The following is a 25,319-nucleotide window of genomic DNA, read 5'->3' on the forward strand; positions in this document are numbered from 1 at the left end:
CGCGCACCGGGTGTCAGAGCTTCAGGCCACCGTCGAGTTCGATCACCGTTCCCGTCAGGTAGTCGTTGGCGACCGCGAAGAGCACGGTATGCGCCACTTGCTCGGCTGTACCAAGGCGGCGCAGCGGAATCCTGCCCACCCATTCGCGCAGGCGTTCCTCGCTCATCGCGGCATGCGTCGATGAGGTGTCGATGAAGCCGGGCGCGATCGCCAGGGAGCGAATCCCGAGCCCGCCCAGTTCCTTCGCCCACGACAGCGCGAGCGCGTTGACACCTGCCTTGGCAGCGGCGTACGCACTCTGGCCGGCGTTGCCACGGGCGGCGACCGAGCTGATGTTGATGATCACACCGCGCGTGCGCTGGCGCAGCATCCTTTCGGCGACGCAGGAACCCATCACCAGCGTCGTCGTCAGGTTCATGCGCAGGGCCTTCTCCCACAGGCCGATGTCGTGACGACCGGCGGCGCGATCGAGCAGGTTGTACAGTGGCGCACTGCAGATCCAGCCGGCCGCGTTGACCAGGATGTCGATCCGTCCGTGCTGGCCGTTGACGGTGTCGACGATCCGCGCCGCCTGCTCGGGGTCGGCAGCGTCACCGGCATGGACGTCGATGCGCTCGTCCGCCAGCGCCGCCAGCCGCTCGCCGTCGAGGTCGAGTGCCGCCACCCGGCAGCCTGCCTCCGCCAGTGCCAGAGCAATGCAGCGGCCGATGTTCTGCGCCGCCCCGCTGACGATCGCCACCGCTCCGTCAAGCCGCATCGTCGACCAGCCCGCGTCTGGCGAGTTGCCCGATGATGCGGGCAACCGAGGTCATGTCGGCAATCTCGTCGGCATCGAGAATCACCTGATAACGCTCCTCGATGCCGATGATCAACTCCATGTGCGCCAGCGAGTCCCAGCCCGGCGTGTTCTTCATCGAGGTTGCCGGCCCGATGGCAGCCGGCGGCAGCTTGAGCGCCGCCGCGATCAGGGCGAAGAGTTCATTCATGCGAGTCCTTGAGAACGGTACTTCATGGCGGCGATGAAACGATGTCGATGATGCGATCGACAATCTGTACATCGAGATCGGGATAGATCGGCAGGCAGAGGATCTGGCGGGCGATGGTCGTCGCCACCGGCAGGTTGGCGGGGGCCGCCGAGGCGATCGCGCGGTACATCGGCAGATCGCTGATCAACGGAAAAAAATAGCGACGGACATGGATTTGCTGCTGCCGCAGCCGGTCGTAGAGCTGGTCGCGCGACAACGGATGATCGGCGCCGATCAGCACCGGAAAGTAACCGGCGTTGCGCCGCACCCCATCGGCTACCGGCAGGCATTCGACGCCGGCAACGCCAGCCAGTGCCTGCCGGTAGCGCTGATCCAGGGCCAGCCGCGCGGCGATCGCCTGATCGACGTGTTCGAGTTGCAGCAGACCGAGTGCCGCCTGGAACTCGTTCATCTTGCCATTGATCCCCGGCGCGACGACGGTGACTTCGTCGGCAAAGCCGAAGTTCTTCAGGTAATCGATGCGGTGCTTGAGTTTCGGATCATGGCAGACGATGGCGCCACCTTCGAAGGTATTGAACACCTTCGTGGCGTGGAAACTGAGCACCGCCAGATCACCCTGCGCCAAGAGCGAGGTGCCGTCGACGGTGACGCCAAACGCGTGCGCCGCGTCGTAGATCAGCTTCAGCCCGTAGGTGTCGGCGATCTGCTGCAGGCGCCCGCCGGCGCAGGGCTGCCCGTAGCAATGCACGGGCAGGATGGCGGTGGTTCTTGGCGTGATCGCGGCCTCGACGAGTTCCTCGTCGAGGTTGCAGGTATCACGACGGATATCGACGAAAACCGGCTTGATGCCGTTCCACAGCAGGGCATGCGTGGTTGCAGCAAAGGTGTAGGGCGTCGTGATCACCTCGCCGGTGATCCGTAGCGCCTGCAACGCCGTCATCAGCGCGAGGGTGCCATTGGCAAACAGCGACACGTGCCCGACGTCGAGGTAGCTCCGCAGCTTCTCTTCGAACTGCTGGTGAAAGGGACCACCGTTGGTCAGGAGACGGCTGTCCCAGATCCTGGCCAGATAGGGGAGAAAGTCCTCCAGCGGGGGCAGATACGGCCGAGTGAGGAAGGTTGGTCGGTCTTCCATGAAAACCAGGGGCGGCAGGTGATGGTTCGTGGCCGACATTATGCCCCAGCGGAGTGCGCCGCGGCGCGCCGACGGGCCAGCGGACCCGGCCGACGGTCAGCGCGCGGCAATGCTCGCGTCCGCCACACGGCGATCTGCGGCAGCCCGGCCTTGCGCGACTGACGGGCGAGGGCTAAGATCAAGCACGCCGGTCGGTACGGCCGACGACCTTGTCCCGGTTCGCTGCGCCTCGCGCAACGCGCGGGATGAAAGCGAGCAAGCATGCCCCTGCCAGCCGATGACCCGCGCAAGACCGCCGTCGCGCTCGCCTACAATCAGGCCGATGCGGCGCCGCGCGTGCTCGCCAAGGGGCGTGGCCTGGTCGCCGAGCAGATCATCGCCCGCGCCCATGAGCACGGGGTCTACGTGCATGAGTCGGCGGAACTGGTGTCGCTGCTGATGCAGGTCGATCTCGACCAGCACATCCCGCCCAACCTCTACGTGGCGGTCGCCGAACTGCTCGCCTGGCTCTATCAGCTGGAGAGTGGTCAGGCCGGATCGCCCGCACCGCCGTTCAGCCCCTTGCCGAAAGCAGGCGGCAGCACCGCTTGAGCGGCGAAAGCCGACTGCAGGCGCACGCTGCATGCACCCATGGCGGCATGGCGGCGCTGGCTCCAGCCCGGCAGCGCTTTCTGCGTTAAACTGCCGGCTGCAGATGACGCGCAGGAATGACCATGCACGAAGCGGATTCCCGGATGCTGACCGATGGGCAGCCCGTTCGCCTGGAGATCGAGCGACCCGACGAGCACGCCCGCTTTCTCCTGAGGTCGAGGATCGAGATCATCGCCGTCCTGCGCAGCCTGGTGCAACGCCGGTCGCTGGTCACGGCCTATTTCGACCAGGGGCGCTCGTTCTTGCTGACCTCGATCGTCGACGTGGATGCCGATGCCAGCCGGATCGTCATCGACAGCGGTCGCGAGGAGGCGGTCAACCACGCGGTATTGCTCGCCGAACGAGTGTTCCTCGTCAGTACGCTGGACAAGGTCAAGATCCAGTTCAGTCTCGGCAGACTGTCGCCAACGCAAAACGGCGGCCTGGCGGCGTTCGCCGCGGCACTGCCCGGCCAGTTGCTGCGCCTGCAGCGGCGCGAGTACTTTCGCCTGACGACGCCGGTGACCAGGCCCGTGCGCCTGGTCGCCACGCTCCGGCGCACCGATGGCAGTGCCCTGCCGGTGGACACCTCGATCCTCGACATCAGTGGCGGAGGTGTCGGCCTGATGGCGACGCCCAGCCTCGCCGCGCTGCTGCCACGTGGCCAGCGCCTCGACGACGGCAGGATCAGCCTGCCCGAAGAAGGCCTGCTGACCGCCAGCCTGCTGGTCTGCAACAAGGGGGAAGAGGCAACCCGCGGCGGCGCCCGCTATTTCCGCGTCGGCTGCGAGTTCATCGGCCTCACAGGGGCGCGGATGAACATGCTGCAGCGTTACATCACGCGCATCGAGCGCGAGCGCAAGGCCAGACTCAGCGGCATGGCCTGAAGAAGAAGGCAGTGGGCGAGAGGCCGGGCGCAGCGCCCGGCCTCTCGCCCACTGCTGGTGCCGCTAGAAGCCAATGGCCAGCAGAGCGTAGGCAGCGATCAGCGTCCCGAGCATTGCGCTGCCATAACACAGCAGCTTCGCGCCCGTACCGGCGTGAATGCCGATATCGTGCAGGCTGTGAAAGATGCGGTGCGCCGCATGCCACAGGAAGAGCGCGATGATGGCGAAGATGAAGCCCTTGCCGATGATGTTCTGGGCAAAGGCAAGCATTTTCGGATAGCTCATCGTATCCGCCGGCAGCAGCAGGCCGAGCGGCAGAGCGAGGCCGGTGATGAAGACCAGCATCGGCCCGAACAGCGCCGACAGCATGCCGCCGGCGCCGAACAGCGCCCAGAAGATCGGTGCGTTGGAGCGTTTCAACGGAGCTTTCATCGTGCCATCCCCCATACCAGAGCGAGCAGACCGAGACAGGACGCGGCGGCGGCCGCGAGGCCGCCGGCGGTGATCACCCAGCCCGGCAGGCGCTCGCCGCCGACTACCACCGGCGGCATGGTGCGCGGCATGATCTTGAACCAGGTGTAGCTGTGGTAAGTCAGCGCCGCCAGCGCCGCCAGGTGAAAGGCGATGTACCAGGGGTTCTTCAGCGCAGCCAGCCAGGCATTCCAGGCGGCCTCGCCCTGCGACAGGCGATACAGCCCGGTGAGCAGGACGCCGGCGTAGGCGGCGACGAAGAGGGCGGTACCTTCGTGGATCATGTACTCGACGAAGAACGGGTTCTTGCGCCACCACCCGTCCATCGAGCGCACATAGGGACGTCGCTTGCTCACTTGGCACCTCCTTTCGGAGCGAGGAAACGCAGGAAATAGTCGGCTGCGCTGTTGGTCTTGTTCTGGTTGACGGCGTTCGCCGGGTCCACGTGCTTCGGACAGACCTCCGAACAGTAACCGACTGCCGTGCAGTTGAAGACGCCTTCCTCGGAATTGATCAGTTCCATCCGTTCAGCCTTGCCGCCATCGCGTGAATCGACGTTGTAGCGGTGCAGCAGCGCCGTCGCCGCCGGTCCGATGAAGCTCGAATTGAGACCGAACTGCGGGCAGGCGGCGTAGCACAGCAGGCAGTTGATGCACGAGCTGAACTGCTCATAGGCATTGAGTTGCTCCGGTGTCTGCAGATACTCGCCCTGCGCCAGCGTGCGCTCCTCCTTCGGGATGATGTAGGGCTGGATGCTCTCGAGCTTCTCGATGAAGCCTTCCATGTTGATCACCAGGTCGCGCTCGATCGGGAAGTGCGCAAGCGCTTCGACGCGCACGCGCGCCGGGTAGTAATCGCGCAGGAAGGTCTGGCACGACAGGCTCGGAATGCCGTTGATCATCATGCCGCAACTGCCGCAGATGGCCATCCGGCACGACCAGCGAAAACTCAGCGAGCCATCGAGGTAATCCTTGATGTACTGCACGCCCTGCAACACCGACATGTCGTCGGTGAACGGCACCTCGAACACCTGCCGGTGCGGCTCCCTGTCCTTTTCCGGGTGGTAGCGAAGGACCTCGATTTCGATCGTCTTCTGCATCTCAGACATTGGACGCCTTCCTTTCCTGCTCGGCCTTTTCTCCTGCGGCCCCATAAGCCCTTGTACCCGGCTGCGACTTGGTGATCCTGACCGGTCCGTAATCGATCCGCGGCGGACCGCCGGCGACGTAGTGCGCCTGCGAGTGCGCCAGGAAGTTGACATCGTCGCGCTGCTCGAAACCGTCGAGGCGCTGGTGGGCGCCGCGCGACTCGCGCCGCTTGATCGCCGAACACGCCATCGACTGCGCGACGTCGAGCTGGTACTCGAGCTCGATGGCGAGCAGCCATTCGGTGTTCCAGACGCTCGACTTGTCCTCGACATTGACGTTGCGGAAACGATCCTTGAGTTCGTCCAGCTTGTCGCAGGTCTTCTGCATGGTGTCGGCGAGACGGTAGATGCCGCAGCCGTCCTCCATCGTCTGCGCCATTTCCTTGCGCAGCGTGGCGATGCGCTCGCTGCCGCCGCTCTTCGTCTTCAGCCCCTGGACGCGCTGTTCGACCGCCTGCGCCTGCTTCAGCAGCCTGGCGGAATCACCAGCCGGCACCGAGCGTGCATGCCGGGCGGCTTCGACGCCGGCGACCTTGCCGAAGACGAGCAGTTCCGACAGCGAGTTGGAACCCAAACGGTTGGCACCGTGGATGCCGACGCTGGAACATTCACCGGCGGCATAGAGCCCCGGCAGCGGCGCTGCGCAGCGGCCGTCGACGAGAATGCCGCCCATCGTGTAGTGCACCGCCGGGCGCACCGGGATGGGCGCATGCGCCGGGTCGACGCCCATGAACTGTTCGGCCAGCTCATAGATCTGCGGCAAGCGCTCGCGCAGCTTCTGCTCACCGAGGTGGCGCAGATCGAGGTGCACCACCGAGCCGTGCGGCCCCTCGATCGTGCGGCCCTTCTGCTGCTCGTACCAGAAAGCCTGGCTCAGGCGGTCGCGCGGTCCGAGCTCCATCGCCTTGTTGCGCGGCGTCGGTTCGGCCGGCCCCAGCCCATAGTCCTGCAGGTAGCGATAGCCGTCCTTGTTGACCAGAAAGCCACCCTCGCCACGACAGGCCTCGGTAAACAGCAGACCGGTTCCCGGCATGCAGGTCGGATGGTACTGGACGAACTCCATGTCGCGCAGCGGCACGCCGTGCCGATAGGCCAGCGCCATGCCGTCGCCGGTGACGACGCCGCCGTTGGTGTTCTCGCGGAACACCCGGCCGGCACCGCCGGTCGCGATCACCACCGAGCGCGCCTCGACCAGCGTGAATTCGCCGGAAGCGATCTCGATCGCGACGACACCCTGGACACGCCCGTCCTCGACGATCAGGTCGACGCAGAAATGCTCGTCGAAACGCTTGATCGAGGGATACTTGATCGACGTCTGGAACAGCGTGTGCAGCATGTGGAAGCCGGTCTTGTCGGCGGCGAACCAAGTCCGCTCGATCTTCATGCCACCGAAGGCACGGACGTTCACGTGGCCGTCAGGCGTCCGGCTCCACGGGCAACCCCAATGCTCGAGTTGCGTCAGCTCCTCGGTACAGTGGGCGACGAAGTACTCGACCACATCCTGCTCGCAGAGCCAGTCACCACCATGCACGGTATCGTTGAAGTGATACTCGAGACTGTCGCTCGCCTGCTTCACCCCCGCTGAACCACCCTCGGCGGCGACGGTGTGGCTGCGCATCGGATAGACCTTCGATACCAGCGCGATCCGCAGCGCCGGGTCTGCCTCGGCGACGGCGATTGCCGCCCGCAGGCCTGCCCCGCCGCCACCCACGATCACCACGTCTGCCTTGTATATCTCCATGCTTGATCCTTTCTCGCACCGGACCGGAGCCGGTGACGATCATCGTGCGGAAAGCCGCGACAGCACGGTGCGCCGCGGCCGGTCGATTGCGTGTCCGCCAGCCCGCTACCCGCTGGCACCGGCGACGACGCGGAGTGTCAACATCTGGTACATGCCCCCGAAGAAACGTTGCTTGCTGACCATGATCGAGCGGCCGTCGCGCGGCAGCCAGGCGGCCACCTCCTCGCTGAAGAGATCGTGCGCAAACGGCTCCAGGCGGTCGAGAACCGGCTTCCAGAAGTAGCGCAGCGGATTCAGGCGGCTCGGCGGCGCATAGTCCACGATGGTCAGCGTTCCGCCCGGTCGAACCACGCGCAGCGCCTCGGCCAGCGTCCTCTCGCGAACCGCCTGCGGCTGCTCGTGCAGGAGAAAGAACAGCAGGGCGCGATCGAAAGCGGCGTCGGCAAAGCTCAACGCCGCCGAATCCATGCAATGCATGCGTACCGGCGCCGCGGAAGCCAGCTTGCCAGCGAGGTTCTCGAGCTGGATCGGCAGGATATCGACGATCTCGAGCAGGCCGCCCGGCGCCACGCATTCCGCCAGGCGCGGCGTCAGATCGCCATAGGCACAAGCGACCTGCAGCGTGCGCCCGGGCAGATGATGCCCGTACTCCTGCAGCAACGCATTGCAGAGGCGCTTGTAGTTGCCCCAGAGAATCAGGTTCACCAGCCACTGCCGCTCGAAGACGCGGATGGCGCGCGGGTGGACGTAGGCCCACCAGTAATGCGCCTGCAGGTACTGCGGGATCGCAGGCACGACTTTCTTCAGTGCCACGGTCGTGGCAACAGGTCGATCGAAGCTGTTTTTCATGATGGAAAACGCCAACGTTTGCGCTCGCAGAGCAGTCCGTCGAGATCGACGACACAGCCGCCGCAACCGACATGGCAAGCGCTGCACCAATCCCGGAATGCCACCCGCGCCATCAGATCAATGTGCTGTCAGATCGTTCCTCGCCCCGCCCCCGACACGCACAGGGAGGACAGCCCGACGCCCTCAGGCCGTACCCTAACCGATCAATCGTCCGAAAGCAACCGAGGCAGCACGGCGCGCGCGTTGTCGCTGGTGACGCGCGCCAGTTCGTCGACGCCGATATCGCGCAGTTCGGCCAGCAGGGCGGCGATCCGTGGCAGTTCGGCCGGCGAGTTGCGTCCTCCCGCCAGCCAGGCTGGCGGCATGTCCGGCGCATCGGTCTCGAGGACGATCGACGACAACGGCAGGGTCGCAGCCAGTTGCCGGATGTGTCGCGCGCGGTCGAAGCTCAGCACCCCGCCGAAACCGAGCCTGAAGCCGAGCGCGATGAACTCGTCCGCCTGCTGCCGGCTGCCATTGAAGGCATGCGCGATACCACCCGGCAGCGGCACACGCCGCAGGTACTTGAGCACCCGATCCACCGCACGGCGCACATGCAGCAGCACCGGCAGGCCAAAGTCACGCGCAATCCGCAGTTGTTCGACGAAAAAGTACTCCTGCCGCTCGACATCGACGCCGGCAACATGGAAGTCGAGGCCGATCTCACCCAGTGCGATCACCGACCGGGGCGCCGACATCGCCCGCTCGAGCCATTCGCGCAGCAGCCGCAGATCGCCGTCGCCCACCTGCGGCACGTACAGCGGATGGATGCCGTAAGCGGCGGCGCAACCCGGGACGGCCGCGCAACAATCGCTGACGGCAGCGAAGCTTGCCAGATCCACCGCCGGCACGACGATCGTCGCCACCCCGGCGGCACGCGCCGCCGCGGCCACCGCTGCGCGATCGTCGGCGAACTCCCGGGCAGCGAGGTGGCAGTGCGTGTCGACCAGCACCACAGGGCGCTACGAACGGGAGTACGCAGCCGGCCGCCGTTCGAAGAAGGCTGCCAGTCCCTCGCCAAAGTCCGTCTCGGCGGCGCAGGCGGCAAAGGCCCGCTGCTCGGCATGCAACTGTTCGACCAGCGGCGTTGCCAGCGACTGGTTGAGCAGCGCCTTGGTCCGCGCCAGCGCGCCGGTCGGGCCGCTCGCCAGTCGCTGCGCCAGCGCCATGGCCGCTGCCGGCAACTCCGTCGCCGGCACGACCCGGTTGAGCAGGCCGAGTTCGCACGCGCGCGCAGCAGCGAAGCGATCGCCCAGGAGGGCGATCTCCATCGCCTGCTTCAGGCCCACCTGTCGCGGCAGCGACCAGGTCGCGCCGCCATCGGGGGAGAGCGCGATGTTGCTGTAGGCGAGCGTGAAGTAGGCATCGTCCGCTGCCACGACGAGATCACAGGCCATCATCAGCGACATCCCGAAACCGGCGACCGCGCCCTGCACGGCGGCGACGACCGGCTTCGGCATGCTCTTCAGGTTGATGATCGCGAAGTGCACGTCGGCGATCACCCGCTCGAAGCGCATCTGTCTCTCCCCGGCAGGCTGCGCCACCTGCTCGCGAAACCACCGGAGGTCACCGCCAGCCATGAAGTGCTCCCCCGCTGCGCGCAGGAGCACGCTGCGCACCTCGGGCGCGAAGGCGGCGCGTGCCGTCGTCTCGCGCAGATCCTGGATCATCGCCAGGTCGAGCGCGTTGAGCGCCTGCGGCCGGTTGAGGGTGAGGATGGCGACATGGTCGCTGACTTCGTAGCTGACGCTGCTCATGCTGTCTCCAGGCGTTCACAGGAAGTGGAATGGCGGCTCGGGCGAGCGGCCGCTGATGATGTCGGCGAGGGCGGCGCCGGAGCCACAGGCCATCGTCCAGCCGAGCGTCCCATGGCCGGTGTTGAGATACAGATTGGCGATTGGCGAGCGCCCGACAAGCGGCACGTTGGACGGTGTCGCAGGCCGCAGACCGGCCCAGAACTCGATCTCGCCGGCCGGCCGCAGGTCGGGAAAGAGTTGCCTCGCACGTGCCATGAGCGCCTGGCAGCGCACCGGGTTGAGCGCGGTGTCGTAGCCATTGAACTCGGCCGTGCCGGCGATTCGCAGGCGCTGCCCGAGGCGGGAAAAGACGATCCTGTGCGCGTCGTCGATCAGGCTGACGGTCGGGGCGACACTGTCCACCGCCAGCGGAACGGTCGCCGAGTAGCCCTTCGCCGGGTAGACCGGCAGGCGCAGACCGAGCGGCCGCAGCAACAAGGGCGTGTAGCTGCCGAGAGCAGCCACGTAGGCGTCCGCCTGGTGCTGCTCGCCGCCGGCAAGAACGCACTGTACCCTGCCGCCAGCAGTACGCAGCGCAGCAACGGTGACCCCGTAGCGGAAGACCACGCCGGCCGCCGCGCAGTGTTCTGCCAGCTGCTGCGTGAATCGGTGCGCGTCACCCGACTCGTCGGCGGCCGTGAAGTCGGCACCGACCAGCAGCGGGCGCGCTGACGCCAGTGCGGGCTCGACGGCGACGCACTCATCCACGCTCAGGGGACGACGATCGCAACCGTGCCCGCGCATCATCGCCGCGGCACCGAGCGCCGCCGCGAAATCGCGACGATCGGTGTACAGGTGCAGGATTCCCCGTTCGAGCTGATCGTAGGCCAGTGGCAGTTCGGCGCGCAGCGCCTGCAGCTGGCGTCGGCTGTAGAGCGCCAGGCTGACGATCTGGCGCGTGTTGGCGCGCGTGCGCCGTGGCGAGCACTCGCGCAGGAAGCGCAGCGCCCAGTCGAGCAGGGCGGCATCACGGCGCAGCCGGAAGAGCAGCGGCGAATCCTCGCGCCACATCCAGGCGAGCGCACGCAGGGGAGTATGCGGATTGGCCCACGGTTCGGCGTGCGACACCGAGATCTGGCCGCCGTTGGCAAAGCTGGTTTCCATCCCTGCCGCCGGCTGGCGGTCGAGGACGCAGACCTCGTGGCCAGCGCGGGAGAGATACCAGGCCGTGCAGACGCCGACGACGCCGGCACCGAGGATAAGCACTTTCAAGGCGGCGAGCGCCGCTGCTCAGGCGTCGTCGAGCGGCCGGAACGGCGCGACTTCAAGCGGCCTGCCCCTGCTCACGGGCAATGCGGATCACCTCTGGCAGGCGGCGAAGACTGCGCATCAATCGCGCCAGAGCGGTGCGACCGGCCACCTGCACAGTGAAGTTGATCGTGGTATACAGGCCGGGATGCTTCTCGTCCATGTTGACATGGACGATGTTGATCCCCGACTGCGAGATTTCGGTCGCGATTCGCCCCAGGGCACCGACGGTGTTCTGCACCGTCAGGCGCAGGCGCACGCTGAACAGCCGGCCCGGCTCCGGCTCCCACTCGACGTCGATCCACTTCGCCGGCTTGGCGCTGCGCAGCTTGCGAATCGCCGGACAATCATGGGTATGGATCACCAGACCCTTGCCCTTCCAGATCGAACCGATGATCGGGTCACCGGGGATCGGTTGACAGCACGGGGCAAACTGCACGGCCATTCCCTCACTGCCGCGAATGACCAGCGATGCGGGCGCCCTGGCCTGCGCCGGTGACGAATCCTCGCGCGCCAGCAGACGACGGGCAACGACCCCGGCGAGACGAAAACCGAGTCCGATATCGGTATACACTTCCTTGATCAGCTTGTTGCCGGAATCGCGCAGGACGTTCTTCCAGCTCGACACCGGCAGTTCGGAAGCGGCCACACCGAGTGCCCGCAGCTCCTGATCGAGCATCTTCTCGCCCAGCAGCGTCGACTCGTCATGCTGGACGCTCTTGAGGTAGTGGCGGATCTTGCTGCGCGCACGACCGGTCTTGACCGTATTCAGCCACGCCAGGCTTGGATGCGCATCGGCTGCCGTGACGATCTCGACCCGGTCGCCGTTGGTCAGCTCGGTGACCAGCGGCATTGGCTGGAAGTTGATGTTGGCGGCGACACAGTGGTTGCCGATGTCCGAATGCACCGCGTACGCGAGATCGATCGCCGTCGCGCCGCGCGGCAGCGCAATGATCCTGCCCTTCGGCGTGAAGACGTAGATCTCGTGCGGAAACAGGTCGACCTTGACATGCTCGAGGAAATCGCCCGACTCGTCGCTGGTACTCTGCAGGTCGAGCAGCGAGTGGAACCAGGTGGAAGTCTTCTGTTGCAGTTCAGCGCCAAAGTGCTCGCTGTCCTTGTACAACCAGTGCGAGGCAATGCCTTCCTGCGCCAGGTTGTCCATCGCCTCGGTGCGAATCTGCAACTCGAAGGGGGTGCCGTGCGGGCCGATCAGAGTCGTGTGCAGCGACTGGTAACCGTTCTGTTTCGGGATCGCGATGTAGTCCTTGAACTTCCCCGGCACCGGCTTGTAGAGCGCGTGCAGGACGCCGAGCGCAACGTAGCAGGTCGTCTCGTCGCCCACCAGCACACGAAAGCCGTAGACGTCGAGCACTTGCGAGAACGACAGCCGCTTGTCGAGCATCTTGCGGTAGATCGAATACAGGCTCTTCTCGCGACCAGAGGTGCGTGCCTCGATGCCCGCCTCCTGCAGCCGCCTGCTGATGCCGTCGAGGATGCGCGACAGGAGTTCGCGCCGGTTGCCGCGCGCTGCCTTCAGTGCACGCGCCAGGACGCGCGCGCGCAGCGGATAGATGAGCTGGAAGGAGAGATCCTGCAGTTCGTGGTAGAGCTTGTTGAGGCCCAGCCGGTTGGCGATCGGCGCGTAGATCTCCAGTGTCTCGCGGGCGATGCGGCGGCGCTTGTCCGGCCGCACGGCAGCCATGGTCTGCAGGTTGTGGTGGCGATCGGCGAGCTTGATCAGGACGACGCGCAGATCACGCGCCATCGCCATCAGCATCTTGCGGAAGTTCTCGGCCTGCGCTTCCTCGGCCGACTGGAATTCGAGCTTGTCGAGCTTCGACAGGCCATCGACGAGATCGGCAACCGGCTTGCCGAAGCGTTCGGCGATGGTGCTCTTGCTGACCGGGGTGTCCTCCATCACGTCGTGCAGAAGAGCGGCGATCACCCCCTCGACGTCCATCTGCCATTCGGCGATCTCGCCGGCGACTGCCAGCGGGTGCGTGATGTAGGGCTCGCCCGACTGCCTCTTCTGCCCCCGATGCGCAGCCTCGCTGAAACGATAGGCCTCCTCGACGAGTTCAACCTCTTCCGGTGGCAGATACACCAAGCTGTCGATGAAGACCCGGTAGGCGGGATCGTCCTCGGCGGAAAGAGGCGCTTCGGGGGTTTCCTGCAGCACGGGTTCCGCCTCCGCAGCAGCGTCGACGCTGGCTGGTGCAGGTGGCGCGAGTGCCGCCTCGTCACTCACCGAAACCACCGGCTTGCTCTCGACAACGGGTGCGTCAGGCACGCCGGTCGCCGCTTCCTGCGACACATCCGGCCGCAGCGGCCGCCCGTCGCCGCATCCGGGCCCGCCAGGTTTGCCGACGACAGGCTCTGCCGGCCCACCTGCCGCGTCGAGAGCAGCCGCCGCGGCAGCGGCCACTTCGCTCCGAGCACCGGCGTCCATGGCTGCGCCTTGGCAAATGGGTATGCGAAGGCTCAGGCCTGGCCGCGGTTGAGCACTTCCAGGCCGACCTTGCCGAGCGCGATCTCGCGCAGGGCCGTGACGGTCGGCTTGTCACGGTTGGCATCGATCAACGGCGATGCGCCGGCGGTGATCTGGCGCGCCCGGTAGGTGGCAGCCAGCGTCATCTGGAAACGGTTCGGAATGCGGTTCAGACAGTCGTCTACGGTCACTCTTGCCATGCGTATCTCCGGGGGCTCAGATCATGGTTGCGAACAGGGTGGAATGTCGCCGACGCTGCGTGGCGCAGCGCAGTCGCGCCGCACGGGTCACCGCCAGCAGATCGTGCAGCGCACGTTGCAGGTCATCATTGATGATAACATAGTCGAAATCGCCGACATGCCGCAACTCTTCCCGCGCCGCAGCCAGGCGACGCCTGATCGTGTCCGCGCTGTCGGTGGCGCGCGCGCTCAGCCGTCGCTCCAGTTCAGCCAGCGATGGCGGCAGGATGAAGATGCCGATCGCCTCCGGAAAGAGCCGCCGAACCTGTTGCGCGCCCTGCCAGTCGATCTCCAGCAGCAGGTCGCGACCGCCAAGCAGTGCGGCTTCGACGACACTTCGGGCGGTGCCATAGTAGTTCCCGTGGACTTCGGCCCACTCCAGGAAGCCGCCTGCAGCCACCAGGGCGCGGAACTCCGTAGCGCCGACGAAGTGATACTCTCGTCCGTCCTGTTCACCGCTGCGCGGTGCGCGGGTGCAGTGCGAGACGGAGACGTCAAGCGCCGGGTCGTGGTCCCGCAGCAGTCGCACCAGGGTCGTCTTGCCGGCGCCCGATGGCGCGCTGACGATGAAGAGCTGTCCGGTCATGGGCTCGCTTCGATGAGGGATGCAGACCGTCCATTGTACTCGCCTGCCCGGGCTGTCGGAGCCCGCCAACAAACGGCAGGCGTTTCCGGTGTCCGCCTTCGACAGGCGTGGACTCGCTCCCGGCAACCGACGAAAATGGCGCTGTCTACTCTCGGTTCAATCAGCACGGAGCCACTCGATGTCCCGCTGCCACCCGCCGGCAAACACCGCCCTGCTGCTTGCCGCCCTGGCGACGCCATACGCGCATGCGGCACTGCCACTCAAGATCGTCGGCTTCGACGACATGTCCTGCCGCGCCTGGGTGGCGTCAAGGAACGATACGGAGCAGCGCGCGGTCTATGTCGCCTGGATCCGGGGCGTCCTCACCGGACACAATTACGCCAATCCGGGGCAGCAGGTATCGGCCATATCGAGCAACACGGTGGAACAGCATGTCGATCGCCACTGCAGCGAGAAACCGCAGGGCAGCTTCAGCGATGCCGCCCTGCGCCTGAGTGACCGCCTCTCCGGTCGCAACGCGCCGATCACCAAGTAGGGCGGGAAACGACGGGGCGACAGACCACCACCGATCGGGAGAACGAGCACATGAACACCACTGGCAGCAGCGGCACGTGGGCACCCTGCGCGCCATCCATGGCCTTGCCACGTCATTGGCCGGGCGGAGCGGACCGATGAACGAAATCCTGTGGATCGTCGCCTTCGCGGCCATGCTGCTCGGGCTGCTCGGTGTCTTTCTGCCGCTGCTGCCCGGCGTACCGCTGCTCTTCGGCGGCATGCTGCTGGCCGCGTGGCTCGACGACTTCGCGCGCATCGGCGTGCCAACGCTGATCCTGCTCGCCGTGATGACGCTGGCCGCGTGGCTGGGCGAGACGCTCGCCTCCGTCTGGGGCGTCAAGCGCGCCGGCGCCAGCGGCATGGCGATCGCCGGTGCCGGCGTCGGAGCGCTGCTCGGCTTGTTTCTCGGCCTGCCGGGCCTGATCCTCGGGCCGATCCTCGGTGCCGTCTGCGGCGAATACCTCGCGCGCCGCGATCAGCGCCGCGCCGCCCGCGCCGGCGTCGCCGCCGGCATCGGTTTTCTCGTCGCCATCGTCGCCAAGCTGGCGATCGCCGTGACCATGCTCGCCGTCTTCGTCTTCGCCTGGTTTGCCTGACTCCGCGGAGAGCCGAGGCGGCGATCACGCGGCCTGGTGAGCCACGCTGACTGGCGTCACCGCCTGCCTGTGTCGCTGCACGGACTGCCTTGCGTGCATCGCCGTGGCGCCGCCAGACGGGCGCTGCCTTGCAGGTCTGCGCTGCTGTTGATGTTGGCAAAGGCTGCCGGCTGATCTTCGAAGCCCACTTCGACCAACGGCAGCGAATTCAGCCAGCGCTCGATCCGCCGCCCGCCAGCGGCAAGATGCTCGCTCAGCGCGGGCAGGACGGTGCGCCGGCACAGGCAGAAGACCGGCTGCACCCGCCCCAGGCTGCGCGCGACCGCCAGTTCGGCGCCGCTCTCGTCGAGCGCGGCGCGCAAACGTGCGACCAGATCGCTTGGCAGGAACGGCGAATCGCAGGGAACCGTCGCGACCAGGGGATGTCGGGCGACCGACAGCGCCGCATGCAGCCCGGCCAGCGGGCCGGCAAAGCCGGCCATGCGGTCGGCCACGACGCGATGACCGAAGGCGGCGTAGCGTTCGGCGTTGCGGTTGGCGTTGATCAGCAGTTCGTCCACCTGCGGCGCCAGACGCTCGATCGCCCAGCCTGCCAGCGGCCGGCCTTCGAACTCCAGCAGCCCCTTGTCGACGCCACCCATCCGCCGCCCCAGACCGCCGGCGAGGACGACGCCACTGATCCCGCAAGTGTTCATGCGCGCGATTCTACGGCAGCTTGCCGCTCGCCACGGATCCTTGTCGGCAAGCACGGGCGCCAGCGCGAGGGCCACAGAGGTTGTGAATAAATCTACTGCGCGACCCATCTGCTGCGTTGCTCAGTCGCTCACTCCTCGCCTATCCACTTGATATGTCTCGTCGTTCGCTCCATCGCGCCTTGCATCTCGGCCTGCTCGCGACGATTTCTTCACAACCTCACAGCGGCGCCACGGCCGGATGCCGCCAGCCCGACCGGCATGTGGCCGGCAGAAATCCACCAGCCGGTCTAGAATGAGGCTGCCGCATCCGCGTGCCCGTCCGGGAACTGCTGCCTGCCGGTCGGCCAGCCGACGCCGCGGACTCCTGCCGTATCGACCCTCTCTCCGAAAGCTCACAGCCATGCGACCCTCCCCTCTCGCCGGCCTGCGCGTGCTCGATCTGACGCGCCTGTTGCCGGGCCCGCTTGCCAGCATGCACCTCGCCGATCTCGGCGCCGACGTGATCAAGATCGAAGACACCGGAGCCGGTGACTATGCGCGCAGCGCCGGCGCGGTACACGGTGCCGTCAGCTACTTCCAGCTGGTCAATCGCAACAAGCGCAGCCTCAGGCTCGACCTCAAGCAGGCAGCTGGCGTGAACGCGTTCATGCGCCTGGCGACGACCGCCGACGTGATTCTCGAAGGCTTCCGACCCGGCGTGGTAGACAAGCTGGGGATCGGCTACGCGGCGGTGGCGGCGATCAACCCGCGCATCGCCTACTGCGCGATCACCGGCTACGGCCAGGACGGCCCCTACCGGGACCGCGCCGGGCACGACCTCAACTACCTCGGCTACTGTGGTCTGCTCGACCAGATCGGCACTGTCGGCGGTGCGCCGGCGATCCCCAACTTCCAGATCGGCGACCTGCTCGGCGGTTCGCTGAGCGCGTTGGTCGGCGTCCTCGCCGCAGTCATCGACGCGCGCACGACGGGCCACGGTCGCTACGTCGATGTTTCGATGACCGACGCCGTCTTCGCCCACACGCTGTTCCCGCTGCTCGCCGTCCTCGGTCTCGGGCATGCCGTGCCACGCGGCGAGGACGTCCTCTCGGGCGGCATGCCGAGCTACGGCGTCTACGCGACGAGCGACGGCCGCCATCTCGCGGTCAGCGCGATGGAGCCCAAGTTCTGGCAAACGCTCTGTACCACCATCGGACGTCCCGATCTCGCCCCCTTCGCCTTCGCCTCCGGCAGCGAAGGCCAGCGTGTCCGCCTCGAGCTCGAGGCTGCATTCGCCAGCCGCAGCCTGGCTGAATGGAGCACCGTGTTCGACCGGGTGGACTGTTGCGTGACCCCGGTCCTGCGCTTCGAGGAGAGCATGGAGAACGAACACCTGCAGGCCCGCGGCATGCTCGTCGACGTCGATGGCGTGCGCCAGTTCGCGCCGCCGTTCAAGCTCAGCGAACTGCCCTTCGCCGTCCGCCTGCCAGCACCCGAGGCCGGCGAGCACAGCGACGAGATCCTTTTGGCAAACGGATTCAGCAACGACGAGATCGCGGGCCTGCGCGCGCAGAAGGTGATCTGATGCCGCCGCCGGCAGCGGTTCGGGGTTCGCTTCGGCGACACGACCCGTGTCGGCGGGCCCTCTCCGCTCAGGGTCCGCTCGCAGCAAGATCCCGCCGAGGGACGCTACGACGGCTGCGCCTTCTCATTCTCGAGGCCCTTGGCGGTGATCTCCTCCTAAAGGTTCGCCATCTTGGCCGCCAGTTCCAGGTACTCGGGATGCTCGCAGACGACCTTTTGCGCCGCCTGCATGTCACCAAAGACCCGCTCGAGAAAGGCGATGTCGAGTTCGTCCAGTCTCTCTCCGCCATCGACTTTTGCCTTGAGGTCGAGTGCTCGAGGTAGACGCTCCCGTTCCAGTCGTTCCAGAATGACTGTCGCAAGGCCCAGACTATCGGATTCCTGACTCATCGCACCCTCCTCTCGGGTCATGGCAGCGAACCGAACGGCGCGGTTGCACGCCGCTCCGCTGCCGGGATCAACAAAGCTCGAGCGACGAATCATGCCAGCTTCCGGTAGCCGCAGGCAATAGGACTCCTTCGCCGCGGCTGAGGCGATCCCTGAAGGCACGTCACATGCCGTTACAGAAGGGAACACAGCGGCAACAGACGGCCCTGCCGGCAGTTGCTACTCTTCGTCCCGTCGCTGCCACGCTCTCCTCCCCCCTCCTCCGCATGGCGGCGATGCAGCACCCGGCCCGCGCAGCCCTCCCTCTGTGCGGGCCTTTCCACGTTCTGGCAGGAGAAAATCTGCCAATCCCGACAACCTGCGAGGCCATTTGCCGGCCACGGCGCGCCACTGCGAGCCGCCAGCCCGGCAGCCATGAGCCGGATGGAGCGCGCAATGAACAACTCGAGCACGATGGTGGGCGGCTTTCTGGCGTGGCTGACGCTGGCGCTGCTGCCGCTCGCAGCGTTCGCCGAACAGGCGAAAGTCGTCCGCCTCCCGACCGGCGTCACGCACGTCGCCACGGTCGAGGGGATCAGCGAGTACCGACTGGCCAACGGCTTGCGCGCGGTCCTGTTCCCCGACGCCGGCAAACCGACCGCCACCGTCAATGTCACCTACCTCGTCGGATCCCGGCACGAAAACTATGGCGAGACCGGCATGGCCCACCTGCTCGAGCACCTGATCTTCAAGGGCTCGAAACGCTTCCCGGACCCGGCGCGACAGTTCCAGGCACGCGGCTTCGACATCAACGGCTCGACCTCGCTGGACCGCACCAACTACTACCTCACCTTCCCGGCGAACGACGGCAACCTCCGCTGGGCCCTCGACTGGAGCGCCGACGCGATGGTCAATTCGTTCATCGCGCGCAAGGACCTCGACAGCGAGATGAGCGTCGTCCGCAACGAGTTCGAGATGGGCGAGAACGAGCCGGCGAGCGTGCTGTTCAAGCGCATGCAGTCGCTGCTCTTCGACTGGCACAACTACGGCAACAGCACGATCGGCGCGCGCAGCGACATCGAGAACGTGCGCATCGAGAACCTGCAGGCATTCTATCGCCGCTTCTACCAACCAGACAACGCCGTGCTGACGGTCGCCGGCAGGTTCGACGAGCAGCAAGTGCTCGACCGGATCGCCGCCAGCTTCGGCAAGCTGCAACGACCGAAACGGCAGTTGCCGGAACAATGGACGGTCGAACCGACGGCCGACGGCGAGCGCCAGTTCGTCATCCGGCGCAAGGGCGAGGTACAACTGTTGACCGTCGCCTATCGCACGCCGGCGAGCCTGCACCCCGATTCCGAGGCGATCGCCATCGCCAGCGACGTTCTCGGCGACACACCGAATGGTCGTCTCTACCGCGCCCTGGTGCAGACCGGCATGGCGACGCAGGTGTTCGCGTCGCCGGTCGAAACCCGTGAACCGGGCTTCGTCCTCTTCGGTGCCGTCCTGGCCAGGGATCAGTCGGTCGACCGCGTTCGCGAAGCGATGATCGAGGCGATCGAAGGCGGGCTGGCACGGCAACCGACGACCGCCGACGAACTCGAACGTGCGCTGGCGGAAGCGCGCACCTCTTACGAGCGCGCGCTCACCGATCCCGAGTCGTTCGCCGTGATGCTGTCCGAATACATCGCCCTGGGTGACTGGCGGCTGTTCTTCCACGCCCGTGACCAACTGGACCGGATGACGGTGGAACGGGTGGATGCGGCCGCTGCCCGCTACCTCGTGCGCGACAACCGCGTCGTCGGTGCCTTCATCCCGGACGATTCGCCGCAGCGTGCCGTGCTGCCCAAGGCGCCGACCGCCGCCGAATTGCTGGCCGGCTATCGGCCCGCGACGCGCGGCGACGCCAGCGAGGCTTTCGACCCCGGCTACGAAAACCTGTCCAGGCGGACACGGTTGAGCCGCTTTGGCGATCTGCAGGTCGCCCTGCTGCCGAAGCAGAACCGGGGCCAGACCGTCAACGTCGCGATGAGCTTCCGCTGGGGCGACGAGCAGTCGCTGCGCGACCGCAAGATGGCCGGTGCGCTGGCGATCGCCATGCTGCCGCGTGGTAGCCGCCAGTTGAGCCGGCAGCAGATCGCCGACGAAATGACGCGGCTGAAGGTTCGTGGCGGACTGACACAGTTCGAGACGACGCGCGACCGGCTGCCCGAAGCGCTTGCCCTGGCGGCGCAACTGCTCGCCGAGCCGAGCTTCCCGCCGGCCGAGTTCGAGGAACTGCGGCGGGAATACCTGACCGCCCTGCAGGCGCAGCTCGACAACCCCGAGGACCTCGCCAGCGACGCCCTTGCCGCGCATTTCAACACCTACCCGCCCGGCGACCCGCGCCACCACACGCCACTGCCGGAGCGGATCGAGCAACTGCGCCGGCTGCAACTCGCCGAAGTGGTCGACTACCAAGACCAGCTCGTCGGCACGGCGCGCGGCGAGATCGCGATCGTCGGCGATTTCGATGCACAGGCCATCGAGGACGAACTGCGGCGACTGTTCGCCGACACCCGCTCGAGATCTCCCTACGAGCGCCTTGAGCGGGAGTTCCGCCCGGTGCCACCGGCGAGGATCGTCATCGACACGCCCGACAGGGAAAATGCCGTCCTGCGGGCGCGGCTCGACATCGACCTGCACCGCGACGATGCCGACGCGGCCGCACTGTTCGTCGCCAATTACATCTTCGGCAACAGCGGCGGCCTGACCAGCCGACTGATGGACCGCCTGCGGCAACAGGACGGGCTCAGCTACAGCGTCGCTTCGAGCCTGTCGATCGGCCAGCGGCAACGCCTGACCACGTGGACGGTGGCCGCCATGGTCGCACCGCAGAACGCGGCGCGCGCCGAGCAGGCACTGGGCGAGGAAATTCGCCGGGCGCGCGACAAGGGCTTCACCGCCGCCGAAGTGGCTGCTGCCCGCAAGGGCATCGTCGAGGCCAGCGCGGTCGCGCGTTCGCAGGACGCGACGATCGCCTCGCGCTGGACATCGCTGCTCGATCTCGGCCGCGACTGGCGAGATTCGCAGGCCTTCGAAACCCGGATCATGGCAGTCAGCGCCGAGCAGGCCAGCGCCGCATTCCGCAAGTACATCGATCCCGGGCGGATGACCCTGGTGCTCGCCGGTGACGCCAGCAAGGGTCTCGGCAAGTGAGTGCTGAATCCCTGCGTCACTGAGTCGCTTGCGGCAGCGGCGAACGAGCCCGGCGGGAATGCGAGCCTACTTCTTGAGGCTGTCGCGGATCTCGCGCAGGAGCAGGACATCTTCGGGCGTTTCGGGAACGGCGGCCGGTGCCGCCGCGGGCTCGGGCTCCGTCCGCTTGAGGCGGTTCATCTGCTTGATCATGATGAAGATGATGAACGCTAGGATGATGAAGTTGACCAGGATGGTGACGAAGTTGCCGTAGGCGAAGACCGGGACCTGCGCCCTGCGCAGCGCGTCGAGCGTCATCGCCGTGCCTTCCGGCACCTTGCCAAGAACCAGGAACATGCCCGAGAAATCGAGCCTGCCGCCCATGATCCAGGCAATGAACGGCATGATCAGGTCGCCGACCACCGAATCGACGATCTTGCCAAAAGCACCGCCGATGATCACGCCGACGGCGAGATCCATGACGTTGCCCTTCATGGCGAATTCCTTGAACTCCTGCAGCATGCTCATCGCATCTCCTTTCATCGTGCTTGGTATGGTTGGGGAACAGTGCATCAGAATTGCCGAAGTCGCTGCAGCGGATCGGCTTCGACGCACCAGCCGGCAGACAGCAGTGGTCGGCAGGCAGAGCGACCCAGGCTCGACAGACAGCCGTTCGCACCGACACCCGCGGCAAAGTCGATCGATCGCCTGCCGCAACGTGCCGTGTGGTCGGTGCGGCGCGGATACTACACTGTCCCGGCGAGATTGTCCCCAGAGAACTTGCAGGAATTCACTCTCGCCGCGCAAACGGCGGCAAGCGGCGTGCCGGATCGAAGAATTGAGTATAGCGTCACCGAATCTCACCCGTCGCTGGCTGCCGGGCGCCGACGCTACAGGCGGCGCAGCCGCTCGCCGGCGGCGGCGAGCGTCGCCTCCTGCTTGGCGAAACAGAAGCGGACGACGCGATCATCGGCACCGTCGTGGCGGAAGACCGACACCGGGATCGCCGCGACGCCGGCCTCGCGCGTCAGCCAGCAGGCGAACTCACCGTCCGGCAGGTCGGAAATCGCCGCGTAGCGGGCGAGCTGGAAATAGGTTCCGTGACAGGGCAGCAGCTCGAAGCGTGAGGTTGCCAGCTGCTCGCGGAAGAACTCGCGTTTCGCCTGATAGAAGCGCGCCAGCCCGAGGTGGCGCGACGCATCCTGCATGTACTCGGCGATGCCGAACTGGCACGGCGCATTGACCGTGAACACGTTGAACTGATGCACCTTGCGAAACTCGGCCATCAGTTCCCGCGCGGCGAGGACGTAGCCGACCTTCCAGCCGGTGATGTGGTAGGTCTTGCCGAATGACGAGACGACGATGCTGCGCGCGGCGAGTTCGCCGTGCGCGGCGACGCTCGCGTGCTGGCGCCCATCGAAGACGATGTGCTCATAGACCTCATCGGCGAGGACGACGATGTCGCTGCCGCGCGTCAGCTCGGCAAGCCGATCGAGATCCTCGCCACGCAGCAGGCTGCCGGTCGGGTTGTGCGGCGAGTTGATGATGATCATCCGCGTGCGCGGCCCGAGCAGCGAGCGGACCTGATCCCAGTCAGGCCGGTAGTCGGGAAAGCGCAGGCTGGCGAACACCGCGCGCCCGCCGAGCGTCTCGATCGCCGGAACGTAACTGTCATAGACTGGCTCAAGGACGACGACCTCGTCGCCAGCGCGCACGAAGGCGGCAATGGCGGTGAAGATCGCCTGTGTCGCGCCGGCGGTGACGGTGATCTCATCCTCGACGTCGTAATCGGCGCCGTAGAGCGCGCGCACCTTGCCGGCGATCGCCGTCCGCAGTTCGGCGATGCCGGCCATCGGCGGATACTGGTTGCGGCCGGCGCGCATCGCCCGGCTGGTCGCGTCGAAGAGCGCTTCGTCGGCCTGGAAATCGGGGAAGCCCTGCGACAGGTTGATCGCGCCGCAATCGGCGGCAAGCCGCGACATGACGGTGAAGATCGTGGTCCCGACCCGGGGCAGCTTCGAGTCCACGGCAACGGCGGAATTCGGCATGGCGATCCGCGCCCGGCGCGGCCGAGAGTGAGCAAGGGCACAGTTTAAAGGCGCGCCAGCCGGGCAACAAGGCTGGCCGATCGACGCCGCTGCCGCGGCAGCGGCGAGCCCGGCCGCAGGCAGTATCTGGTAGCATCGCCGCTGCCACTTGCACCCTTCTTCCTGGAACTCGGCCCGATGAAAACGCACCCCGGCTCGTGCCGCGGCCTCGCCGCCTTGCTCGTCTTCGCCGTCGTCGCCGGTTTCCGGAGCGTGCTCGCCGCCCCGCCGCTGCCGGCACTGGCAGCGGATCTCGGTCAGCTGACCGTGTCCGGGATTTCCTCCGGCGGCTACATGGCGGTCCAGTTCCAAGTGGCTCATTCGCGCCTGGTGCGCGGCGCCGGTGTCCTCGCAGGCGGACCGTACGATTGCGCCGACGATTCCATCTGGCGGGCACTGACGCGCTGCATGTCGCCTTCCTGGTGGGCACCGCTGCCGCTGGTCGGCGAACTGCGCGAGCGCGCCGAGGCACACGCACGCGCCGGACGCATCGACCCGCCGGAGCATCTGCGCGATGACCGGGTGTGGCTGCTTTCCGGCGGTCAGGACGACAAGGTGAGGACCGCGGTCGTCGAGCGACTCGCCGCCTTTTACGGCGAGTGGCTGCCGCCGGCGGCGATCCGTTTCGTGCGCGTGCCCGAGGCAGCGCACGCGATGATCTCGGTCACCGACCCGCAAGCCGCCAGCTGCGGCAGCACGGCATCGCCGTTCATCAACCGCTGCGGCGACCTCGATCCAGCCGGGGAAATGCTCGGCCACATGCTCGGCCCGTTGCAGGCCCCCGCGGCCACCGACCGCGGCGAGATGCTGGCCTTCGACCAGCGCCCCTTCGCAGCCGGTGCGGCGATCGATTCCGGTCTCGCCGACGAAGCCTATCTCTACGTTCCGGCCGCCTGTCGCGAATCCCCCTGCCGCGTCCATGTCGCCTTTCATGGCTGCCGCCAGAGCGCGGCGCAGATCGGGCGACGCTTCGTCGACGGCGCCGGCTACAACCGCTGGGCCGAGAGCAACCGCCTGCTCGTCCTCTACCCGCAGACCGCGCCGCGCCACGGCCTGGCGTCGGGTTCGCGGAGATGGATCAGCAATCCCTTCGCCTGCTGGGACTGGTGGGGCTACACGGGCAGCGACTACCCGACCCGTGACGGTCTGCAGATCAGGGCGGTACGCGCCATGCTGGAGCGGCTGGCGGCGCCGCGCCAGCCCGAGTAGTCGGGGTAGGCGCCTGCGAGTCCGCAGCGCGCGCGACGCGCAAGCCCCTCAGAGGGGCGGAATGCGCAGCACCTGGCCGGGGTAGATCTTGTCCGGATGGCCGAGCATCGGCTTGTTGGCCTCGAAGATCAGCATGTACCTGTTGCCGTCGCCATAATGTGCCTTGGCGATCTTCGACAGGTTGTCACCCGCGACGACGGTGTAGAAGCTCGCTTCGGCAGAGCCTTGATCGACCGAGAGCATGTCGTTGACCTGCGCCACGCCGGCAACGTTGCCGCAGCAGAGCAGGATCTTCTCCTTGCTTGCCTGGTCGCCGGCGACACCGAAAACCGTCGCCGCGCCGCTGGCGCCATCGAAGCTCACGGCCAGACCGGTCACCGGCAGATCCTGCGTCCGGATGTAGGCCTCGATCGCATCACCGGCGGTCCGGTTCAGTGCTTCGAGGCGGTCCCTGGCCGCCTGGTCGTCGGGTGCAGCCGCCGCTGCGGCCGCTGCCGACTCGGTGTCTCCGGCACGAAACAGCTTTTCGCCAGCTGCCCTGACGAAATCGAACAATCCCATCTTCGCTCCTCCTTGATTGCCCCGCGCCGACCGGCGCTGCGTGAACCCGCGCGCCAGCGGACACGGCACGGACCGCTGGCCGCGCGCGAGTCTAGCAGCCGGCCGCGCAATCACCAAGACCGTAGCTGGCGAAGTGGCGGCGTCGTCGTACAACGCCGGCGGCACGATCGCCGAAGCGCTGGCAGACGCGGGCGGCAGGGTCTATGCTGTCGGCTGATCCCGCGACAAACCCTGCCGGCTCACCCCACCTGCCTCCGGACCACCC

The 25,319-nt window shown here is 66.7% G+C and carries 27 protein-coding genes; 8 read left to right on the forward strand and 19 right to left on the reverse strand.

The window, feature by feature from the left end; genetic code table 11:
• Window positions 1-13: 13 nt before the first annotated feature.
• The 3 genes from NFW30_RS09190 to NFW30_RS09200 are packed head-to-tail and all read right to left on the reverse strand — an operon-like array spanning window position 14 to window position 2,160.
• Window positions 14-757 (reverse strand): SDR family oxidoreductase, encoded by a 744-nt coding sequence (locus NFW30_RS09190; protein ID WP_295354520.1) that lies wholly within the window; start codon window positions 755-757, stop codon window positions 14-16.
• On the reverse strand, window positions 747-986 hold the full coding sequence (locus tag NFW30_RS09195) for an acyl carrier protein (RefSeq protein WP_295354523.1): 240 nt from the start codon (window positions 984-986) through the stop codon (window positions 747-749). The genes NFW30_RS09190 and NFW30_RS09195 overlap by 11 nt, the downstream gene beginning before the upstream one ends.
• 22 nt (window positions 987-1,008) lie before the next feature.
• The gene (locus NFW30_RS09200) at window positions 1,009-2,160 is read right to left on the reverse strand and encodes a DegT/DnrJ/EryC1/StrS family aminotransferase (protein WP_295354525.1); all 1,152 of its coding nucleotides are present in this window, start codon (window positions 2,158-2,160) and stop codon (window positions 1,009-1,011) included.
• A 222-nt stretch (window positions 2,161-2,382) separates the two neighbouring features.
• Here NFW30_RS09200 and NFW30_RS09205 point away from each other — a divergent pair, with 222 nt between their 5' ends.
• Together NFW30_RS09205 and NFW30_RS09210 are read left to right on the forward strand one after the other, a co-directional pair.
• Entirely contained in the window at window positions 2,383-2,712 is a 330-nt protein-coding gene (locus tag NFW30_RS09205) for an EscU/YscU/HrcU family type III secretion system export apparatus switch protein (RefSeq protein WP_295354528.1), read from the forward strand.
• Between the two features lie 122 nt (window positions 2,713-2,834).
• Complete coding sequence (locus NFW30_RS09210) at window positions 2,835-3,638, forward strand: flagellar brake protein (RefSeq protein ID WP_295354531.1); 804 nt, start codon at window positions 2,835-2,837, stop codon at window positions 3,636-3,638.
• A 63-nt stretch (window positions 3,639-3,701) separates the two neighbouring features.
• Here NFW30_RS09210 and frdD read toward each other — a convergent pair whose 3' ends face one another.
• The 11 genes from frdD to gmk form a co-directional block, all read right to left on the reverse strand.
• On the reverse strand, window positions 3,702-4,070 hold the full coding sequence (gene frdD / locus NFW30_RS09215; protein ID WP_295354534.1) for a fumarate reductase subunit FrdD: 369 nt from the start codon (window positions 4,068-4,070) through the stop codon (window positions 3,702-3,704).
• Window positions 4,067-4,465: a fumarate reductase subunit C gene (locus NFW30_RS09220; protein WP_295354537.1), complete on the reverse strand. Its 399-nt coding sequence runs from the start codon at window positions 4,463-4,465 to the stop codon at window positions 4,067-4,069. Before NFW30_RS09220 ends, frdD begins: the two co-directional genes overlap by 4 nt.
• Window positions 4,462-5,217 carry a succinate dehydrogenase/fumarate reductase iron-sulfur subunit gene (locus NFW30_RS09225; RefSeq protein WP_295354540.1) on the reverse strand — a complete coding sequence of 252 codons (756 nt, stop codon included), beginning with the start codon at window positions 5,215-5,217 and terminating at the stop codon, window positions 4,462-4,464. The genes NFW30_RS09220 and NFW30_RS09225 overlap by 4 nt, the downstream gene beginning before the upstream one ends.
• Window positions 5,210-6,997, reverse strand: coding sequence for a fumarate reductase (quinol) flavoprotein subunit (gene frdA, locus NFW30_RS09230; protein ID WP_295354542.1), 1,788 nt, complete (start codon window positions 6,995-6,997; stop codon window positions 5,210-5,212). The genes NFW30_RS09225 and frdA overlap by 8 nt, the downstream gene beginning before the upstream one ends.
• A 105-nt stretch (window positions 6,998-7,102) precedes the next feature.
• Window positions 7,103-7,846 carry a rhodoquinone biosynthesis methyltransferase RquA gene (gene rquA, locus NFW30_RS09235; RefSeq protein ID WP_295354545.1) on the reverse strand — a complete coding sequence of 248 codons (744 nt, stop codon included), beginning with the start codon at window positions 7,844-7,846 and terminating at the stop codon, window positions 7,103-7,105.
• Between the two features lie 203 nt (window positions 7,847-8,049).
• Window positions 8,050-8,838 carry a TatD family hydrolase gene (locus NFW30_RS09240; protein WP_295354548.1) on the reverse strand — a complete coding sequence of 263 codons (789 nt, stop codon included), beginning with the start codon at window positions 8,836-8,838 and terminating at the stop codon, window positions 8,050-8,052.
• A gap of 9 nt (window positions 8,839-8,847) precedes the next feature.
• Entirely contained in the window at window positions 8,848-9,642 is a 795-nt protein-coding gene (locus tag NFW30_RS09245; protein WP_295354551.1) for an enoyl-CoA hydratase-related protein, read from the reverse strand.
• 15 nt (window positions 9,643-9,657) lie between these two features.
• Window positions 9,658-10,893 carry a D-amino acid dehydrogenase gene (locus NFW30_RS09250; protein ID WP_295354554.1) on the reverse strand — a complete coding sequence of 412 codons (1,236 nt, stop codon included), beginning with the start codon at window positions 10,891-10,893 and terminating at the stop codon, window positions 9,658-9,660.
• Window positions 10,894-10,945: 52 nt separating this feature from the next.
• Window positions 10,946-13,048 (reverse strand): bifunctional (p)ppGpp synthetase/guanosine-3',5'-bis(diphosphate) 3'-pyrophosphohydrolase, encoded by a 2,103-nt coding sequence (locus NFW30_RS09255; RefSeq protein ID WP_295354813.1) that lies wholly within the window; start codon window positions 13,046-13,048, stop codon window positions 10,946-10,948.
• Window positions 13,049-13,413: 365 nt separating this feature from the next.
• Window positions 13,414-13,620 (reverse strand): DNA-directed RNA polymerase subunit omega, encoded by a 207-nt coding sequence (rpoZ, locus tag NFW30_RS09260; protein ID WP_287463122.1) that lies wholly within the window; start codon window positions 13,618-13,620, stop codon window positions 13,414-13,416.
• Window positions 13,621-13,636: 16 nt separating this feature from the next.
• Window positions 13,637-14,245 (reverse strand): guanylate kinase, encoded by a 609-nt coding sequence (gmk, locus tag NFW30_RS09265; protein WP_295354561.1) that lies wholly within the window; start codon window positions 14,243-14,245, stop codon window positions 13,637-13,639.
• A 178-nt stretch (window positions 14,246-14,423) separates the two neighbouring features.
• On the opposite strand from gmk, the gene NFW30_RS09270 reads away from it, so the two are divergent.
• Both NFW30_RS09270 and NFW30_RS09275 read left to right on the forward strand, forming a co-directional pair.
• Entirely contained in the window at window positions 14,424-14,780 is a 357-nt protein-coding gene (locus tag NFW30_RS09270) for a hypothetical protein (protein ID WP_295354564.1), read from the forward strand.
• Window positions 14,781-14,916: 136 nt separating this feature from the next.
• Window positions 14,917-15,396 carry a DUF456 family protein gene (locus NFW30_RS09275; protein ID WP_295354567.1) on the forward strand — a complete coding sequence of 160 codons (480 nt, stop codon included), beginning with the start codon at window positions 14,917-14,919 and terminating at the stop codon, window positions 15,394-15,396.
• 56 nt (window positions 15,397-15,452) lie between these two features.
• Here NFW30_RS09275 and mobA read toward each other — a convergent pair whose 3' ends face one another.
• A complete protein-coding gene (mobA, locus tag NFW30_RS09280; protein ID WP_295354570.1) occupies window positions 15,453-16,091 on the reverse strand; it encodes a molybdenum cofactor guanylyltransferase MobA in 639 nt (212 codons plus the stop codon).
• Window positions 16,092-16,491: 400 nt separating this feature from the next.
• Here mobA and NFW30_RS09285 point away from each other — a divergent pair, with 400 nt between their 5' ends.
• Entirely contained in the window at window positions 16,492-17,655 is a 1,164-nt protein-coding gene (locus NFW30_RS09285) for a CaiB/BaiF CoA-transferase family protein (RefSeq protein WP_295354573.1), read from the forward strand.
• Between the two features lie 155 nt (window positions 17,656-17,810).
• On the opposite strand, the gene NFW30_RS09290 is transcribed toward NFW30_RS09285, so the two are convergent.
• Window positions 17,811-18,044 carry a hypothetical protein gene (locus tag NFW30_RS09290; protein WP_295354575.1) on the reverse strand — a complete coding sequence of 78 codons (234 nt, stop codon included), beginning with the start codon at window positions 18,042-18,044 and terminating at the stop codon, window positions 17,811-17,813.
• Window positions 18,045-18,476: 432 nt separating this feature from the next.
• Between NFW30_RS09290 and NFW30_RS09295 the strand changes: the two genes are divergently transcribed.
• Entirely contained in the window at window positions 18,477-21,218 is a 2,742-nt protein-coding gene (locus tag NFW30_RS09295; protein ID WP_295354578.1) for a M16 family metallopeptidase, read from the forward strand.
• Window positions 21,219-21,284: 66 nt separating this feature from the next.
• Here the strand turns inward: NFW30_RS09295 and mscL are convergent, their stop codons facing one another.
• Both mscL and NFW30_RS09305 read right to left on the reverse strand, forming a co-directional pair.
• Window positions 21,285-21,725, reverse strand: coding sequence for a large conductance mechanosensitive channel protein MscL (gene mscL / locus NFW30_RS09300; protein WP_295354581.1), 441 nt, complete (start codon window positions 21,723-21,725; stop codon window positions 21,285-21,287).
• Between the two features lie 362 nt (window positions 21,726-22,087).
• Window positions 22,088-23,245 (reverse strand): pyridoxal phosphate-dependent aminotransferase, encoded by a 1,158-nt coding sequence (locus NFW30_RS09305; protein WP_295354584.1) that lies wholly within the window; start codon window positions 23,243-23,245, stop codon window positions 22,088-22,090.
• A gap of 177 nt (window positions 23,246-23,422) precedes the next feature.
• Here NFW30_RS09305 and NFW30_RS09310 point away from each other — a divergent pair, with 177 nt between their 5' ends.
• Complete coding sequence (locus NFW30_RS09310) at window positions 23,423-24,493, forward strand: poly(3-hydroxybutyrate) depolymerase (protein ID WP_295354587.1); 1,071 nt, start codon at window positions 23,423-23,425, stop codon at window positions 24,491-24,493.
• Window positions 24,494-24,541: 48 nt separating this feature from the next.
• Here the strand turns inward: NFW30_RS09310 and lysM are convergent, their stop codons facing one another.
• A complete protein-coding gene (gene lysM, locus NFW30_RS09315) occupies window positions 24,542-25,054 on the reverse strand; it encodes a peptidoglycan-binding protein LysM (RefSeq protein ID WP_295354590.1) in 513 nt (170 codons plus the stop codon).
• Window positions 25,055-25,094: 40 nt separating this feature from the next.
• On the opposite strand from lysM, the gene NFW30_RS09320 reads away from it, so the two are divergent.
• Window positions 25,095-25,271 (forward strand): hypothetical protein, encoded by a 177-nt coding sequence (locus tag NFW30_RS09320; protein WP_295354592.1) that lies wholly within the window; start codon window positions 25,095-25,097, stop codon window positions 25,269-25,271.
• Window positions 25,272-25,319: the final 48 nt, after the last annotated feature.

It is taken from the genome of Accumulibacter sp., assembly GCF_023806635.1.
Lineage (GTDB): Bacteria > Pseudomonadota > Gammaproteobacteria > Burkholderiales > Rhodocyclaceae > Accumulibacter.

Bases quoted from the DNA above. Each gene is read 5' to 3' on its own strand.
- NFW30_RS09190 (WP_295354520.1), bottom strand. From the start codon at position 757: ATGCGGCTTGACGGAGCGGTGGCGATCGTCAGCGGGGCGGCGCAGAAC.
- NFW30_RS09195 (WP_295354523.1), bottom strand. From the start codon at position 986: ATGAATGAACTCTTCGCCCTGATCGCGGCGGCGCTCAAGCTGCCGCCG.
- NFW30_RS09200 (WP_295354525.1), bottom strand. From the start codon at position 2,160: ATGTCGGCCACGAACCATCACCTGCCGCCCCTGGTTTTCATGGAAGAC.
- NFW30_RS09205 (WP_295354528.1), top strand. From the start codon at position 2,383: ATGCCCCTGCCAGCCGATGACCCGCGCAAGACCGCCGTCGCGCTCGCC.
- NFW30_RS09210 (WP_295354531.1), top strand. From the start codon at position 2,835: ATGCACGAAGCGGATTCCCGGATGCTGACCGATGGGCAGCCCGTTCGC.
- frdD (WP_295354534.1), bottom strand. From the start codon at position 4,070: ATGAAAGCTCCGTTGAAACGCTCCAACGCACCGATCTTCTGGGCGCTG.
- NFW30_RS09225 (WP_295354540.1), bottom strand. From the start codon at position 5,217: ATGTCTGAGATGCAGAAGACGATCGAAATCGAGGTCCTTCGCTACCAC.
- frdA (WP_295354542.1), bottom strand. From the start codon at position 6,997: ATGGAGATATACAAGGCAGACGTGGTGATCGTGGGTGGCGGCGGGGCA.
- rquA (WP_295354545.1), bottom strand. From the start codon at position 7,846: ATGAAAAACAGCTTCGATCGACCTGTTGCCACGACCGTGGCACTGAAG.
- NFW30_RS09245 (WP_295354551.1), bottom strand. From the start codon at position 9,642: ATGAGCAGCGTCAGCTACGAAGTCAGCGACCATGTCGCCATCCTCACC.
- rpoZ (WP_287463122.1), bottom strand. From the start codon at position 13,620: ATGGCAAGAGTGACCGTAGACGACTGTCTGAACCGCATTCCGAACCGT.
- gmk (WP_295354561.1), bottom strand. From the start codon at position 14,245: ATGACCGGACAGCTCTTCATCGTCAGCGCGCCATCGGGCGCCGGCAAG.
- NFW30_RS09270 (WP_295354564.1), top strand. From the start codon at position 14,424: ATGTCCCGCTGCCACCCGCCGGCAAACACCGCCCTGCTGCTTGCCGCC.
- NFW30_RS09275 (WP_295354567.1), top strand. From the start codon at position 14,917: ATGAACGAAATCCTGTGGATCGTCGCCTTCGCGGCCATGCTGCTCGGG.
- mobA (WP_295354570.1), bottom strand. From the start codon at position 16,091: ATGAACACTTGCGGGATCAGTGGCGTCGTCCTCGCCGGCGGTCTGGGG.
- NFW30_RS09285 (WP_295354573.1), top strand. From the start codon at position 16,492: ATGCGACCCTCCCCTCTCGCCGGCCTGCGCGTGCTCGATCTGACGCGC.
- NFW30_RS09290 (WP_295354575.1), bottom strand. From the start codon at position 18,044: ATGAGTCAGGAATCCGATAGTCTGGGCCTTGCGACAGTCATTCTGGAA.
- NFW30_RS09295 (WP_295354578.1), top strand. From the start codon at position 18,477: ATGAACAACTCGAGCACGATGGTGGGCGGCTTTCTGGCGTGGCTGACG.
- mscL (WP_295354581.1), bottom strand. From the start codon at position 21,725: ATGAGCATGCTGCAGGAGTTCAAGGAATTCGCCATGAAGGGCAACGTC.
- NFW30_RS09305 (WP_295354584.1), bottom strand. From the start codon at position 23,245: ATGCCGAATTCCGCCGTTGCCGTGGACTCGAAGCTGCCCCGGGTCGGG.
- NFW30_RS09310 (WP_295354587.1), top strand. From the start codon at position 23,423: ATGAAAACGCACCCCGGCTCGTGCCGCGGCCTCGCCGCCTTGCTCGTC.
- lysM (WP_295354590.1), bottom strand. From the start codon at position 25,054: ATGGGATTGTTCGATTTCGTCAGGGCAGCTGGCGAAAAGCTGTTTCGT.